The 14313-nt window shown below is 63.9% G+C and carries 18 protein-coding genes, 1 tRNA gene and 2 pseudogenes; 8 read left to right on the top strand and 13 right to left on the bottom strand.

The window, feature by feature from the left end; translation table 11 throughout:
• Position 1 precedes the first annotated feature (1 nt).
• From ACY9XZ_RS12210 to ACY9XZ_RS12190, 5 genes are all read right to left on the bottom strand, one after another.
• Positions 2–805 (bottom strand): cytochrome b, encoded by an 804-nt coding sequence (locus ACY9XZ_RS12210; RefSeq protein WP_463457299.1) that lies wholly within the window; start codon positions 803–805, stop codon positions 2–4.
• Between the two features lie 3 nt (positions 806–808).
• Positions 809–1675, bottom strand: coding sequence for a ubiquinol-cytochrome c reductase iron-sulfur subunit (locus ACY9XZ_RS12205; protein WP_463457298.1), 867 nt, complete (start codon positions 1673–1675; stop codon positions 809–811).
• A 1-nt stretch (position 1676) separates the two neighbouring features.
• Positions 1677–2096, bottom strand: a complete 420-nt coding sequence (locus tag ACY9XZ_RS12200; protein WP_463457297.1) for a DUF7318 family protein — start codon at positions 2094–2096, stop codon at positions 1677–1679.
• Entirely contained in the window at positions 2096–2752 is a 657-nt protein-coding gene (locus ACY9XZ_RS12195; protein ID WP_463457296.1) for a halocyanin domain-containing protein, read from the bottom strand. The genes ACY9XZ_RS12200 and ACY9XZ_RS12195 overlap by 1 nt, the downstream gene beginning before the upstream one ends.
• Positions 2753–2816: 64 nt before the next feature.
• Complete coding sequence (locus ACY9XZ_RS12190; protein ID WP_463457295.1) at positions 2817–3743, bottom strand: DUF7319 domain-containing protein; 927 nt, start codon at positions 3741–3743, stop codon at positions 2817–2819.
• 87 nt (positions 3744–3830) lie between these two features.
• Here ACY9XZ_RS12190 and ACY9XZ_RS12185 point away from each other — a divergent pair, with 87 nt between their 5' ends.
• Together ACY9XZ_RS12185 and ACY9XZ_RS12180 are read left to right on the top strand one after the other, a co-directional pair.
• On the top strand, positions 3831–4313 hold the full coding sequence (locus ACY9XZ_RS12185) for a DUF7321 family protein (RefSeq protein ID WP_463457294.1): 483 nt from the start codon (positions 3831–3833) through the stop codon (positions 4311–4313).
• Positions 4314–4403: 90 nt separating this feature from the next.
• On the top strand, positions 4404–4910 hold the full coding sequence (locus ACY9XZ_RS12180) for a universal stress protein (protein ID WP_463457293.1): 507 nt from the start codon (positions 4404–4406) through the stop codon (positions 4908–4910).
• Between the two features lie 16 nt (positions 4911–4926).
• Here the strand turns inward: ACY9XZ_RS12180 and nth are convergent, their stop codons facing one another.
• Complete coding sequence (nth, locus tag ACY9XZ_RS12175) at positions 4927–5610, bottom strand: endonuclease III (RefSeq protein WP_463457292.1); 684 nt, start codon at positions 5608–5610, stop codon at positions 4927–4929.
• A 133-nt stretch (positions 5611–5743) separates the two neighbouring features.
• Here nth and ACY9XZ_RS12170 point away from each other — a divergent pair, with 133 nt between their 5' ends.
• Positions 5744–6283: a GNAT family N-acetyltransferase gene (locus ACY9XZ_RS12170; protein WP_463457291.1), complete on the top strand. Its 540-nt coding sequence runs from the start codon at positions 5744–5746 to the stop codon at positions 6281–6283.
• On the opposite strand, the gene ACY9XZ_RS12165 is transcribed toward ACY9XZ_RS12170, so the two are convergent.
• Entirely contained in the window at positions 6284–6739 is a 456-nt protein-coding gene (locus ACY9XZ_RS12165) for a redoxin domain-containing protein (RefSeq protein ID WP_463457290.1), read from the bottom strand. It abuts the gene before it with no gap.
• A gap of 134 nt (positions 6740–6873) precedes the next feature.
• Here ACY9XZ_RS12165 and ACY9XZ_RS12160 point away from each other — a divergent pair, with 134 nt between their 5' ends.
• The gene (locus ACY9XZ_RS12160; RefSeq protein WP_463457289.1) at positions 6874–7179 is read left to right on the top strand and encodes a PRC-barrel domain-containing protein; all 306 of its coding nucleotides are present in this window, start codon (positions 6874–6876) and stop codon (positions 7177–7179) included.
• Here ACY9XZ_RS12160 and ACY9XZ_RS12155 read toward each other — a convergent pair.
• Positions 7176–8642, bottom strand: a complete 1467-nt coding sequence (locus ACY9XZ_RS12155; protein WP_463457288.1) for an NAD-binding protein — start codon at positions 8640–8642, stop codon at positions 7176–7178. The genes ACY9XZ_RS12160 and ACY9XZ_RS12155 overlap by 4 nt on opposite strands.
• A gap of 256 nt (positions 8643–8898) precedes the next feature.
• On the opposite strand from ACY9XZ_RS12155, the gene ACY9XZ_RS12150 reads away from it, so the two are divergent.
• Positions 8899–8972: transfer RNA gene (locus tag ACY9XZ_RS12150), tRNA-Lys, on the top strand.
• A 283-nt stretch (positions 8973–9255) separates the two neighbouring features.
• Here ACY9XZ_RS12150 and ACY9XZ_RS12145 read toward each other — a convergent pair.
• From ACY9XZ_RS12145 to ACY9XZ_RS12130, 4 genes and pseudogenes are all read right to left on the bottom strand, one after another.
• Complete coding sequence (locus ACY9XZ_RS12145) at positions 9256–10047, bottom strand: YihY/virulence factor BrkB family protein (RefSeq protein WP_463457287.1); 792 nt, start codon at positions 10045–10047, stop codon at positions 9256–9258.
• 106 nt (positions 10048–10153) lie between these two features.
• Positions 10154–10378, bottom strand: a pseudogene (locus ACY9XZ_RS12140) (RtcB family protein); the annotation flags it as partial.
• Between the two features lie 11 nt (positions 10379–10389).
• A pseudogene (locus ACY9XZ_RS12135) lies at positions 10390–10491 on the bottom strand (archease); the annotation flags it as partial.
• Between the two features lie 73 nt (positions 10492–10564).
• The gene (locus ACY9XZ_RS12130; RefSeq protein ID WP_463457286.1) at positions 10565–11005 is read right to left on the bottom strand and encodes a GNAT family N-acetyltransferase; all 441 of its coding nucleotides are present in this window, start codon (positions 11003–11005) and stop codon (positions 10565–10567) included.
• An 87-nt stretch (positions 11006–11092) separates the two neighbouring features.
• Here ACY9XZ_RS12130 and ACY9XZ_RS12125 point away from each other — a divergent pair, with 87 nt between their 5' ends.
• Positions 11093–11317, top strand: coding sequence for a hypothetical protein (locus ACY9XZ_RS12125; protein ID WP_463457285.1), 225 nt, complete (start codon positions 11093–11095; stop codon positions 11315–11317).
• A 197-nt stretch (positions 11318–11514) separates the two neighbouring features.
• On the opposite strand, the gene guaB is transcribed toward ACY9XZ_RS12125, so the two are convergent.
• The gene (gene guaB / locus ACY9XZ_RS12120; protein WP_463457284.1) at positions 11515–12999 is read right to left on the bottom strand and encodes an IMP dehydrogenase; all 1485 of its coding nucleotides are present in this window, start codon (positions 12997–12999) and stop codon (positions 11515–11517) included.
• Between the two features lie 238 nt (positions 13000–13237).
• Between guaB and ACY9XZ_RS12115 the strand changes: the two genes are divergently transcribed.
• Together ACY9XZ_RS12115 and ACY9XZ_RS12110 are read left to right on the top strand one after the other, a co-directional pair.
• Positions 13238–13405, top strand: a complete 168-nt coding sequence (locus tag ACY9XZ_RS12115; protein WP_463457283.1) for a hypothetical protein — start codon at positions 13238–13240, stop codon at positions 13403–13405.
• 6 nt (positions 13406–13411) lie between these two features.
• Positions 13412–14299 carry a DUF5794 domain-containing protein gene (locus ACY9XZ_RS12110; RefSeq protein WP_463457282.1) on the top strand — a complete coding sequence of 296 codons (888 nt, stop codon included), beginning with the start codon at positions 13412–13414 and terminating at the stop codon, positions 14297–14299.
• Positions 14300–14313: the final 14 nt, after the last annotated feature.

The raw sequence follows: 14313 nt of genomic DNA, 5'->3' as shown, positions 1-14313 counted from the left end.
ATTAGTGTGGTTCTGCGATCCCCTGCATCCAGACGATGCCGATGTGGACCGCGATGATGGCAGTCGTGATGAACGGCAGGAAGAACACGTGCAGGATGTACATCCGCTGTAGCGTGGCCTGCGAGAGCGTGAACCCGCCGAACATCAGCTGTGCGACCCACTCACCGATGAGCGGGATGGACAGCGACATCTCGACGCCGATCTGGCCGGCCCAGAACGACAGCTGACTCCACGGCAGCAGGTACCCGGTGTACCCGAACACCAGCGTCAGCGAAATCAGGACGATGCCGATGAGCCAGTTCAGCTCGCGTGGTTCCTTGTACGCCCCGGTGAAGTACACGCGGAGCATGTGGAGGAACACGGCAGCGACCATGATCTGCGCGGACCACCGGTGGACCGAGCGCAGGAAGTAGCCGAGGTTGAGCTGCCCCATGATGAGCATCACCGAGTCGTACGCGACCGTCGGCGACCCATCGGCAGCCGCGGCGGCTGGTGCGTAGTAGAAGCCCAGCAGCGCGCCGGAGATGGCGGCGACGATGTACGCGACTGTCGAGAACGACCCGAGCGCGTACAGCGGGTACCAGTACCAGAACTTGTTGTCGAGGTTGTACTGTTCCGTGTGGCTCTTGGGCATCTGCATGTTGACCTTGTAGTAGAGATCTTCGAGGATCTCCAGGTAGTCAACGACGCGCAGGCGCTTGTCGAGCCAGATGAGCACGGTCAGGTACACCGATTCGATCGGCGTCAGCTCGCGCGATTCCATCCAGCCTTTGTGATCGTGTTCGTCTTTGCGTTCGAGACTCATTGGTTACTCCGTCTGTGGTGGGCGTGGCAGCGCCACGAACGTCGATTGCACGGGACTGAACGGGTCGTACACTGACTGGTGGCACTGACAGTAGATAGCGTTTGCGCCGCCGAAGTTCGCACTCCCTTCCTGTGTCTTGAACCCGGGCACACAGCAGAAGTGCGTACACTTGTTCAGCCAGGCGATGAAGCCCTGGTCAGTCGCCTCGGAGACGAACGACTGAACGCTTCCTGGAAGGTCCGCGTACTTGCCCTCGCCGTTGGCCATCTTCTCGACTTCGACTGACCTGATGATCTGCACCGGAGCGCCGTTGTTTCCGTCGCTGTTGGTCCGCCAGACGACGCTTGCAGGCTTCCCGACGCCGGGATCGCCGATGCCGTTCCCCCAGTCCTGATAGTCGTCGAACATGTCGACCGTGAGCGGTTGCCCGTCGTCGTACTCACCCTGCCAGGAGAAGGTCCCAGTGTCGTTGAGGAACGTGTTGTTCCGCTCTGACCGCGGGTAGATAGCTGCAGTGCTCTGGATGCCGCAGTACTGGAACCACTGCGAGGAGTAATCAATGCCGCTCCCGCCGAAGTCAGGTGCGACGGCCGCGCCGGCGTTCTCGTCGTACTCCGGCCAGAGGCCGCTTATTTCACCGCCGTTGATCTCGATCGGGATGATCGGCATCCCACGCGGGGCCGGTCCGGCAGTATTCTCGACGGCGACGAATGGGGTCGTCCCGCCACCTTCGCCGGCGGAGTCTGTCGTCGCGTCGACGGCTGCAGCGCCACCGACGCCGACGCCTGAGAGTGCGGCACTCCCGACGACGCCCTTTACGAAGCGACGACGGCCTGTTTCGGCCGGGTATTTGTCTTCATCAAGTGGCATGTTATTTCTTGTAGTATGGATACACTGCGCGTTTGAACGTCTCTGCGAGCTTGTCGCCGTCTGCCATCGTCGTACCGTCGACGTCCTCTTGGCGGATGTAGAGGTCCTCCCACTTGCGCCGTCGTTTCTTGACGATCATCACGTCGGGGAGGAACTCCTTGCGGTACAGCAGCATAATAAACGACAGGTCGATGAAAATCGCCGTCAGCACGCCACCGAGGAACATGTTGGCCTCGATGAGCCGTACTGTCAGCGACGCGCCGATGCCGGACGCCCACCCGGCGATCATGCCGTAGGTGAAGAGGCCGACGAGACCGACCTGGATAACTGTCAGGAGCACGATGCCGACGGCCGCTGCCGTGCTTTCGCGTGGCGGTTCGTACCGGTGGATATCACCGTAGGTGGAGCCTTCGGATGCCATTAGTTGTTCCCTCCGCTAGTGTGGGGCGACTCGCCGTACTTCAGCTGGAAGAAGGTGAAGATAAGTGGGATGATGACTGCGAGTCCAGCGCCGAACCCGACGAAGTGGGGCTGAATCGGGACGCCGGCCTCGTGAGGGTCGACCTCGACAGGACCGCCGCCACCGATTGTCTGTGTCGGGTACTCCTCGCCGACGACGATAGCGCCCTTCATATTGAGTCCCTCGTGGGGGACACAGACGTAGGGGTAGATACCGTCTTCTTCGAAGGTGTGCTCGTAGTTGACGCCGGCCTGGCTGACTGGGTCACCCGAGTCAAGCGGGCCATCGCCGTCCGAAACGACGTTGTGACCGCCACCTTCGCCCGTCCACTCGAACTGGACGGTCGCACCGTTATCCACGTGGACGGCGGACGGTCCGAACCCGTACGCGCCGCCGTTGGCCTGCACGCCGACCTCGACAGTTACCGTGTCCTGCCCGGTCGCGTCAACGGTCGACCCGTCGAAGTTCCCGACCTGGTCCAGGAAACCGCCGTAGTCCGGGACGGTTTCGCCACCGTCACCGCCTTCCTCCTGTGCGGCGGCTGTGCCGGTGGCACTGAGGGTCGCCGCGGCACCGGCGGCCCCCCCTGCTGTCCGGACGAACTCCCGTCTGTTCATATACGTTCTGGAATCAGGACTGAGTTTGTATAAACCCACCGAATACCGCCCGCAGGAACCGTCATTACCCGGCTTCGTCGGTCTCGCTCGCCCCGTCTTCAGACCCCGAATTCTGCGGGTCGAGCTCCGGAACGAATTCCGGGCGTTCGCCGTCCTCAAGTCCGATAGCCCGCAGTCTGTCCCGGTACTCCTCGGCGCGGAACGTGTCCGAGAGTCTCGCGTTCGCCACAGTAAAAAAGAGGACGAGTGAGACTCCGATGAAGGCGACGCCTGCCACGACCAGGAGCGCAATGCTGGTTCCCCTGTTCCCGATGACGCCAGCGGTCGCAAGCACCGCGCCCGCCAGCAGGGCGATCCCGGCGAGGAACTGCGTCCCGGCAATCGCCTGGAGCATCCAGTTACCGAGTTCACCGCCACCCTCAGGGACCTCCTCCGGCTGGGGAAGCGGTCTGTCGGGAACGTTCTCGGGCACGTCGTAGGAATCCATCGAACACAGCGCGACCGTGGGTTTCACGTCGCGCATGACGGTCCCCTCGCCTTCGAGGCTGCCGTCGGGATAGACGACAGCGTACCCTTCGTCGGAGTACGCGAGCACTCGCGGCGGGTCCCGGTGGCGCTCGATGCGGGCGAACACGTCGCGGTTCGCGACGCGGTTCCGGAGGTCCCGCGTGACACGGTCGAGGAGTTCGTCGCCGGTGATCCAGGAGTCCTCGTCGAAAGCAACGTCCCACTCCTCGGCGGTCATCTCAGCCATGTCAGCCGGGCCGAAGTTGTCGAAGTCGTACTTCTCTTCGACTTGCTTCCGAAGCGCCTCCGTGTCGAGTTCGTCGCCCGACTCGCCGTCGTCGTCCGTCTCAGCATTGTCGCCCGTTTTCCCGTCCCCGTCTCCATTCTCGCCTTCGGTCCCGGGTTCGGTTTCGGCGGCTATCGCGTCCGCAGGGGTGTTCCCGCGCTCGTCCTCTGTGGGAGACGTCGAGTCCGGGTCGGCCATTGCCCGACCGTACGGACCGCGACGGCTTACAAGTTCTGACCTTCTGCATCCGGCAGTCTTTAGCGAGCACTGTCCCTAGGTCAGGTCATGGTGTCGGACGGCCTCGTGGCCACAGTCGTGTTACTGTCGGTGACGCTCAGCCTCCCCTGTTTCCTGTACGGCGCGTACTACATCATCGAGACGGAGCCGGTCACCTGGGACGTGCTCATGCACCACCTGAAGTTCGTCACGACCGGGCTAGTGTTGACCACCGTCCCGATGGTGTTCTGGATGATCCCACGCCTCCCGGACCAGCTCGGCGGCCTCTCGGCCGTCCACGCGATGCTCGGCCTGCAGGCGTACGCGCTGCTCGCCTTCGGGGGGACGGGTATCGTGCGCATCTTCCGTGCAAAGCGGGAGCACGACCTCTACAACGAGTACGACGAGGACCTGCTGCTGGACGAGATCGGCGACGAGACGTTCAGTCACTGGCGCTCGCGGCTCCGGATCGGCGTGTTCGGATACGTCATCTTCTGGCTGCTGGCGTATCTGGTCGGTGTCGCTCGATACGCCCTCCGGTACGTGGCGTAAGTGGCGTCGATAGCGGCCCTGATTCTCGGTTGTTGCGAACGGAGTGGATGTTTCAATAGGGTTGCATGTCCATCGCTAGTTGTGGTTCCAATGTACGAACACATCCTCTTACCGACGGACGGTAGCGACGGAGCGGAAGCAGCGCTTGCCCACGCACGCAATCTCGCCGAGACACACGACGCGAAGTTACACATCATGACCGTTCTCGACACGTCGTCACCACACATCGGGATGACCGCCGCGGGGACGGAGGGGGCGACGACCGGCATGATTGCGACGGAACACGACGAGTCAGAGCCGGGTATGGTCGGCGAAGAACACGACATTGAATCGACCCTGAAACAGCGGTCACAGGACATCGTCGACGCGGCGGCAGACGAGGCCGATTCAGTCGACACCGTCACCACCGTCGAACGCGGTCCACCGCACAGCGCGATCCTCGACTACGCCGCCGAGAACGATATCGATCTCATTGTCATGGGGACCCACGGTCGGACGGGTGTCGAGCGGTATCTACTCGGCAGCGTCGCGGAAAAGGTCGTCAGAACGTCTGATGTGCCTGTTCTCACTGTGCGCCTCGGAGAGGACGACAGCTAAACCGCTCGCCGCTGGGCTACCACGCCTCGCCGCTGGCGAGATCGATGTCGCTGTCGCCCTTCTCCGAGGGACAGATATCCGCGAGCACACACGCCTCACAGTCCGCGGAGCGCGCGCCACACACCGCTCGCCCGTGGTCGATGAGCAGATGTGTGAACTGCTGCCACTCGTCGCTTGGTACCACGTCGAGCAGGTCCTGCTCGATGGCCGCCGGCCGTTCTTCCTCGGTGAGTCCCAGGCGACGCGAGAGGCGCTGGACGTGCGTGTCGACGACGATGCCCTCGACGATGTCGTGTCCGTGCTGGAGCACCACGTTGGCCGTCTTGCGCCCGACGCCCGGGAGCTCGGTCAGCGCCGACATCGTGTCGGGGACCTCGCCACCGTGTTCCTCGGTCAGAATCTCGCCGATGCCCTGGAGATAGCCGCCCTTGTTGTTGTGGAACGTGATGCCGTAGATGTCCTCGGCGAGTTGCTCCTCGCTGGCTTCGGCGTAGTCCTCGGCACTCCGGTATTTCTCGAACAGGTCCGCGGTGACCTCGTTGACCCGCTCGTCGGTACACTGCGCCGAGAGGACGACTGCGACCAGTAGTTCGAGCCGATTGCTGTAGTTCAGCGAGATAGCCGAGTCGGGGTATTCCTCGTGCAGTCGGTCGACGACTGCCGTCGCCTGTTGTTCGCGTGAATCCAGCGGCGTTCCCATACCCCAGCGCAGTGCCGGGGTCCCTTTGGCGTGTCGTTCTGGCCCGAGCATCGCGGCCGACGAGCGGACTATAAATGCTATCAGTACACACACCACGGCAACAGTCTTGTGTCAACTGTGTATTCGTTCCGGTATGCCCGGCCCAGTGTTCCTCCGCGGGGAAACGGTGACGCTCCGGACGATAGCGGACGAGGACGTCCCGTTCCTGCAGGAGACAGTCAACGACCCGGACGTACGATACGGCCTCTCGGCGTCCCAGCCGAAGACGGAGCAGGCCGAACGCGAGTGGCTCGAATCCGAGACCGGTCTCGATTCGGAGAACGTCCATCTGCTGGTCTGTGTCGACGGCGACCCGGTCGGAACGGTCGGCCTGATGGCCGTCTCGACCCAGCCGGGGACCGCCGAAATCGGCTACTTCCTCACACCGGATGCCTGGGGCAACGGCTACGCGACAGATGCCGTTCGAACGGTCGCCGCGTACAGCTTTCGGGAGCGGCGGCTCCACCGACTGTACGCCAAGGTGCTGGCCGGCAATGACGGGTCCCGGCGCGTGCTCGAAAAGGCGGGCTTCGAGCGGGAGGGGACCCTGCGGGACCACTGGTTCCGCGACGGCCGCCACGAGGACGTGTACGTGTACGGCTTACTGGCCGGTGAACTGGACCGCGGCGAGTAGCTACAGGTCGGCGAGGCCACGCAGAATCGCGTCCAGATCCGGCGCGCTCTCGCCCGAATCGTCGAACGCTGTCGCCGTCTGCACGCGGCACCGCCGGTCGACGACGAACGCCGCCCGCTGCACGCTGCCGTCCTGTTTTCGGACGCCGAACTGGGTAGCGACGCCGGCCGTGTCCGACAACAGCGGGTACGGCAGCGAGAGCGACGCGGCGAGACTCTGACAGTCGTCGATGTGCGCCTGCACGACGCCGAAGACGGCCACGGCGTCTGACATGCTTGCCCAGTCCGTCTCGGCTAGCTCGGTGAGGAGGCTCCGCGAATCTGGGTCGTCGCCGGAAACGAACGCCACGACCGCCGGCGCGCGGTTCGTCGCAGCAGACAGCCGGTACGGTCCGACGCCACCGTCTGTGGTCCCTTGCAGGTCGAAATCCGGGGCGGGGTCGCCAGGGTCGAGCATACCGAGCGAACGGGGAAGCGGCCCAAAAGTCCCGCGACCCAAATACGGGACTGCTGTGTGGCAGTCACTCCTCCGAATCGTGGACGTTTCAGTCGCAAAGAAGCTTTATAAGCTGTCCGACCAACCACCGTCGTATGGGAACGGAGAATCTGCCACAGGAGATCACAGCCCTCGTGGGTCGCGAGGTATATTCGAAAAACGGCGTCTTTGTCGGCGAAGTCGAGGACCTTCGGCTGGAACTCGACCGCAAGGAAGTGACAGGGCTGGCACTCCACCAGCTCAACACGGAGCTGTTCGACGAAGAGGTGAACGCGGCACGGGGTGTCATTATTCCGTACCGGTGGGTCCAGGCCGTCGGCGATGTCGTCATCGTCAGCGACATCGTGGAGCGGCTCCGCCAGCCCGAAGCCGGCGACGAAGAAGAGGAAGTCCCGGCCTAGTTTCCGTTCGAACTCTCGCTACTGGAACTGTCGACGCCCATCGCTTCGAACAGTTTCCGCTTGACCGCTTCTTCCGTGAGTTCCAGCAGGGTGTCTCTGTTGTCGTCGCTCGTGTCGAGGCCGGTGAAGATGCCGAGCGGTATCTCGACGCTTGCGTCGGTGGAGTGGCCCGCCGTCTCGCCCATTCCTCCGAACGCGTCCGACAGCACCTTCCCGATGTTCATCCGGATGTCCTTCGACCGAGCAGCGAGATAGATGGTGTCGTCGGCGATGGCGAACACCGCTGTTGTCGTGATTCCCTCCAGATTGAGGAGGTGCTGTGCCGCCTGTGCCAGCGCGTCGCGGTCCCGGATGAACCCGGCGTTGGAGACGAGGTGACTGCCCTGTACCTCGCGGTTCCGGATCGCTTCGGCGAGCACGTCGAGCGTTTCCGGGCTCATCGACGGCGATTCGACCTGTTCGAGCGTGTCGTGGTCGGCGAACGGATACAGATACGCCGCGGCGGTCAGGTCCGCCGGCGTCGTGTCGCGCTTGAAATCCAGCGTTTCGGCGCGGATACCGTACAGCAGCGCCGTGGCGACGCTCTGATCGAGATTGAGGTCCAGTTCCTGAATGTACTTCGTCAGAATCGTCGACGTGGCGGAGATGTTCGGCCGGATGTCGGAGAACGTGGCGTCGTGTTCCAGTTCGTGTTCATGCTCGTAGTGGTCGACGACGATATCGACCGAATCGATAACCGGCTCACCACCCTTGGCGACGTCCACCAGCGCGAACGTGTCGTAGTCGTCGAGGTCGACGTCCTCGTTCGAGGTCAGTTCGATACCCAGGAGATTGACGAACGCGCGGTTCTCCTGGTGGCCGATCTCGCCCTCGTAGATGATGTCGGCCTCCACGTCGCGGCTCGCGGCGATGGCCCGCAGCGCGGCCGCCGAGGCGATGGAGTCGGGGTCCGGCGACCGGTGGATAAGTATCGCCATGCGTTCCTCGGTCCCGTCGATGACGTCCCCGAGCTGTGAGGCCTTGTACTCCAGTTCGCCGGTTTCAAGCGCCCGCAGCGCCGAATCCGCGATGACCGCGGAGGGGTTGATGACCACGTCCGCACCGAGTTCGGTCAGGTCGTCGGCCGACACGGGGTCGTCGGCGCGGGCGACGATGAACTGCTCGCCGCCGGACTCGCGGATGTTTCGGACCGCTTCCGCGTTGGCGTTCACGTCCGGGGACATGATGAGCACCACGTCGCGGTCGGCGACCGTCTGGGCGACGTCGGTCTCGCAGATGTCGGCCTGCTGTGCGTTGAGGTCCTGGTCGCGGAGCGCCTCGACTCGCCCCTCGTCCGCGTCGAGGATGAGTACGTCCTTCCCCTCCTCGACGAGTTCTTCCGCCACGGCGTGGCCAACACTCCCACACCCGAGGATGGCGTAGGTCGACATAGAGGCCATCGTGATGCCGCTGGCTGTACTCATTAGTGTCTGTATCGCTTGGCGTCAAGCCTCTTTAATGCCAGCTATTTCTCCAACCAACTGGGAACGGTCGCCCGCGAACGGACTCCGAAACCCAGGTAAACGCCGTACAATGCAGGGTATAGTCACGCCACGCGCGACCCCAGTGGCCGTCCATCGCGCTAGCTGGCTGTTGTGTGCAAGCAACGTGCGACAGACCGACACGAGGCGTTCGAATGAAAACCTATTTTACCGGGCCGTCCAGAGCAATGAGTGCACTGGGCCGGTAGCTCAGTCTGGCAGAGCGACGGCCTCTTAAGCCGTCGGTCGAGGGTTCAAATCCCTTCCGGCCCGTCTTCCTGTGAACGAACGTGAGCAGTGAAAACGCCCAAAGGGTTTGAAGCAGGGAGGTCGCGCACAGCGAAGCGAGCACGTCCGACCGTGGTTCAAATCCCTTCCGGCCCGTTTTTGCGACGAGCACTTCGTGAGGGGCAGAGCGGCTTCGGAGCGGGTTTGATCGACGGAGCGATCTAGGGAGCGAAGTTCCGGTGGTTCAATCCTTTCCAGTCCGTATCCTTGTCACGCGGGCGAACCCGTGAGCGGCGCGATCTCGACATGGATCCTCTGTCCGACAGTATCAGGAACTCACGTCGTACAGGTCGTCAGTGTCGGTGGCACACACGGCGTTGATGACGATGCCGACCATCAGGATAATCGCGGCCAGATAGGTACTGGTGAGGATGAGCAGGATACCGCTTACCACGCCGTAGATGGCGTATCGGCCGGCGTTGGCGGTGTAGAACTGTATCGCTGCGTGCAGGACGGTCCAGCCCACAGCGGTCGTCACCGCGCCGGGGAACGCATCGGTGACCGAGTTGGCGACACGGGAAGGAGTGCGATACAGGGGGAGCAGGGCCACTGTCAGGGCACCGAACAGCAGGACGAAGCCGATGACAATACTGACCGGCCCGGTCGAGTACAGGGCCAGGAACACGCTCTGGACGAGGATGACGAGAACCGCGACAAAGAGCGCTCCCAGGACGGTCACGGCGTCGTAGACCTGCCTCCTGAGCGAGCGTTCCGCCACGGCTTCGACCCGCTCGACGACGGTCAGGAAGCCGACGGCGACGTTCGCACCGCTCCAGGCGAGGACGACGACGGAGAGGACCGTCGCTGCCGTCCGCCCCGTAGCTGTCGTCAGGCTCTCGGACAGCAATCGCTGTGTCTCGGGAGTGAGAAACTGCGCCCCCGTGGCTGAGACCACGCTAGCGAGTTGCCGTCCGAAGGCGATGAACACGAGCAACAGCACCGGCATCAGTGAAATGAACGCGTAGTACGCCAACGACGCCGCGACGTACCTGATGTCGCTGTCGTAGGCGATACTGGCGACTGCCTTCGCGTTTGCGCCCCACTCGGCTCGTCGCGCCATATCTCAACAAAGATGGCACCAGGCAAACATGTTTGTATTGAGTCGATCCCCGACCAGCAGCTATCGGCAGAACGGAACAGCAGCACCCGGCGGGGCCGTTCCGGGATCAGCCCTTGCTGTTGCACACCGGGAACGTCCGGGCCACCGTGTCGCTGATGCCCAGCGCCTCGGAGACCCGAACCACCTCGTCGACGTCCTTGTAGACTCCGGGTGCCTCCTCGCCAACGGTTGCCCCGCTCTGGGCCTTGACGTACACCTGCTGGCTCCGGAGGCTGTCCTGTACGCCGCCGCCCCAGAACTCGTTTTTCGCTTGGGTTCGGCTCATCACGCGGCGTCACACTACGCCGCGGCCATGCCGTCGGCGGCGGCGAACGCGTCACCGAGCGTGCTGCCGGTGGCTTCGACGGCCACGTCCGCAGTGTGGGCATGTAGCTCGTAGCTCATATCCGGTTCTCTCGTCCAGGGCCGACTTTGCTGTTCGATCCCGGGATTGGCTGTCGATCTCTTCATTGACAGCTCAGCCGTCCAGTCGCTTTCGCATCTCGACATGTGGGATACCGGCCTCCTCGAACTCGTCGCTGACCGTTTCGTAGCCCAACTTCCGATAAAACGCCTCGACACGGGTCTGTGCGTGGAGTTTGAGCATCGTCGCGTCGTCGTCACGAGCGGCGTCCTCGACGGCTCGCATCAACGCCGCGCCGACGCCGTCCTCACGGTAGGGCTCGCGAACCGCGACCCGTTCGACCTTGCCGACGGCAGGCTCGGGGAACCGGAGCCGAGCGGTGCCGACGGGGTACTCGCCGTCACGGGCCAGGAACTGGACTGCGGCCGGGTCCTTTCCGTCGAGTTCCTCGTCCTCGGAGACACCCTGTTCCTCGACGAACACCGCTGTTCGAACGGCTGTCGCCGCATCTTCGAACTCGTCCCAGGCCCCGACTTCGACAGCGTAGTCGCTCATGGCCCCAGCTTCGAACGGGTTCCCTGTATGTGCTGTTACTGGGAATCGCCGAAACCATCAACACAGACGCGGGTGTAGCGGGCACGTATGACGTACGACTACGCTCGTGACCACGAGCACGAACTGTCGGCGGAGTATCTGTACGCCTCTGACGCGGAGGTTCTGGGAATCTACGACACCGATGACTCTCTCCAGGTCGACGTGGCGGTCATCTGCCCCGAATGCAGCGAGACACTGCGTTTGGAAACGACCGTCGACAAAGTCACGTCGTCCGGGACGGAGCTGCCACTGGACGAAGACTACTACGACTGACCGGCGTACCCGCAATAATTTTTTCCGCGGCGCGAGAACGGCCGTCCGCTATGTCCGACTTCGACACGTTCGAGTGTGCGAACTGTGGTGAGTCGTTCAAAGCGTACCCCGACGCGAACGCAGCACAGACGGAAGCGTGTAGTCCGGCCTGCGAAACCGCGTAATACTCGGCTGCGGTCTTTTGTACCAGTGGGCGTTTAGCTGTCGGGGCTGTAGTTGGGCGCTTCGTCCGTAATCATCACGTCGTGGGGATGGCTCTCCTGCTGGCCGGCCGCGGAGACGCGCACGAACTCGGCGCGCTGTTTGAACTCGGGGATCGTCTCGGCCCCGACGTAGCCCATCCCGGACTGCATCCCGCCGACGAGCTGGTGGAGTTCGGAGGCCAGCGAGCCCTTGTAGGGGGTCGCGGCTTCGACGCCTTCGGGGACGAACTCCTCGCCCTCCTCGTCGTCCTTGAGGTAGCGCTCGCCGCCGCCCTCGTTCATCGCGCCGACGCTGCCCATGCCGCGGTACTGCTTGTACTTCTTGCCGTTCATCGTGATGACGCGGCCCGGAGCCTCGTCGGTCCCGGCGAAGTACGAGCCGAGCATCACCGCGTCAGCACCGGCGGCAATGGCCTTGATTGCGTCGCCGGAGTAGCGGATGCCGCCGTCGGCGATGACCGGCACGTCGTGCTGGCTCGCTACGTCGGCGACCTGTGAGACAGCGGTGATCTGTGGCATCCCGGCACCAGTGACGACGCGGGTCGTACAGATGGAGCCGGGACCGATACCGACCTTGACGCCGTCGGCGAAGTCGACGACAGCCTCGGCAGCTTCCCGGGTCCCGATGTTGCCGACGACCACGTCGGCGTCGACTTCGGCCTTGATCTCGCGGGCGCTCTCGATGACGTTCGCGTTGTGGGCGTGTGCGCAGTCGATGAAGAGGATGTCAACGCCGGCCTCGTCGGCGACCTGCGCGCGGTCCATCTCGAAGGGACCGACGGCGGCACCACAGCGGAGCGAGCCGTCGTCCGCGCGGGCGGCCTGGTCGTACTCGCGGCGCTGGAGGATGCCCTGCATCGTGACCAGTCCGACGAGCCGGTTCTCGTCGTCGACGATCGGGACGCGCTCGATCTTGTGGTCGTACATTAGTTCCAGCGCTTCTCGCGGCGTCACGTCCTCGGGGGCGGTGACGACTTCGTCGGTCATCGCATCCGTGACGGCGTCGTCCTCGCCGACCTCCAGATACGGCCGGATGTCCGTCCCGGAGATGATGCCTAGGACCTCGCCGTTGTCGTCATCGACTACCGGCGCGCCGGAGACGCCCTCGCGCTCCATCATCTCGTCGACCTCGCGGACGGTCTGGTTCGGGCTGGCCGTCACCACGTCGCGGATGATGAGTTCGTCGGCGCGTTTGACCCGCTCGATCTCGGTCGCCATCTGGTCGGCGTTCATGTTGCGGTGGAGGACGCCGATACCGCCCTGTCGCGCCATCGCGATCGCCATGTCGCTCTCGGTGACGGTATCCATCGCCGCGGAGAGGACGGGAACGGTCAGTTCGACCGACTTCGAGACCCGCGTCGTCGTGTCTGCCTCGTCCGGTTCGACGCGGGACTCCTTGGGTCTGAGGAGTACGTCGTCGAACGTCAACGCCTCCGGCACTCGGAGCTTCTCTGAGAAAGGCTCGGAATCGTTCGCCATGTAAATCGTCCACGACGGCCCGGCAAAAACGTTGCGAGACTCGACGCTACGTGGGGTTCGGTGCCACACTCGTCGCTGGGAGGCCTTCCGGAAACAGTCCCATGATGCCTCATTTGTCAGGCCTCTCCTTCGATGGTGAGACGTTCGTCCACAAACGGCGTCTGATTCCGGAGAAACGGTGGCGTGTGTGCCCAGTTCTCACGCAACGGTTATGTGGGAATGAAGGATAATTAAAAACATGCGACTCACCGAACTCGCACGGAACGGTACTGCCCGTCAGACGACGCCGATAGCGTCGGGCAACACAACGTTCATGCGGTTCGGTAAACAGTTCTGGCAGTTCTGTCGTGCCCGTCAGGACCGAGCGAGAATCCCCCGACGGGAGTTGGGTCACGCTCGACCGTAACACGACATGAGTATCTCCAGACACCCGATTGCGCTCGACATCGAGCAGCAGGTCGGCCGCGGCGGCCGGCTCCTGGCGACCGTCATGGGCCTCCCGTTAGTGGACGGCATCTTCCCGGTGCTCGTCCTCGCGGGGGCGCTTTCGACCTGGACCGGCGTCCTCGAAGTAGGCTTGCTCGTCTTCGGCGGGTCGGCTACCGTCGCCGTCGTGCTGGCCGAACTCGAGGGCGGTCCCCGGCAGCAAGCCCGGTCCGTGCTCATCATCGGGGCCGTCCTGTTACCGATCGCCATCGTCGAGGCGGCGCTCGCGCCGACCATCGCGGGCGTCGTCGAACTGGCGACCCTCGAACGGTTCGCCGGCCTCGTCATCCTCGCTATCGCTGCCCAGACGGCGAGCGCCCGGATCGGCGAGTACCTGCCGCGACCGGCCGTCATCGTCGTGCTCGGCCTGCTGGCGAGCCTCGACCCCGCCGGCGCGACGCTGGTCACCGCCATCGAACCCGGCGTCTTGCTCCGGGCCGCTGCCACCACCGGCGTCGGTATCGGCTTCGCCCTCGCCGTCGCGCTGGCGAGCCCGTGGCTCCGCAACGCCGTCGATATCGACCGCTTCCGCTTCGGCAGCGCCGTCGCCCTTGGCGTCCTCGCCCTCTCGGTCCTCGGCGTCATGCCGACCGACGCACCGGTGGCGCTTGCGGTGCTTGCCGTCACGGCGCTGCTGTCGTTCGACCCCGAAAACGCCCGCACGCGTCACACGGAATACCGCCCCGACGCCGTGGACCTCACCGCCGCCTTCGCCGACGGCGGCGCGTCCCAGGGCGTCGCCGCCGACGAACAGACCGACGACGGGGCCGCGGTCGAGTACGAGCCCGAGCAGGAACGCGCCCCGTGGCTGTGATGGAGAACTTTTAG

It is taken from the genome of Haloarcula sp. HT12 (genome assembly GCF_055271655.1).
Note: the sequence above shows the minus strand (reverse complement) of the source record. Positions and strands in the feature narration are given on the sequence as shown.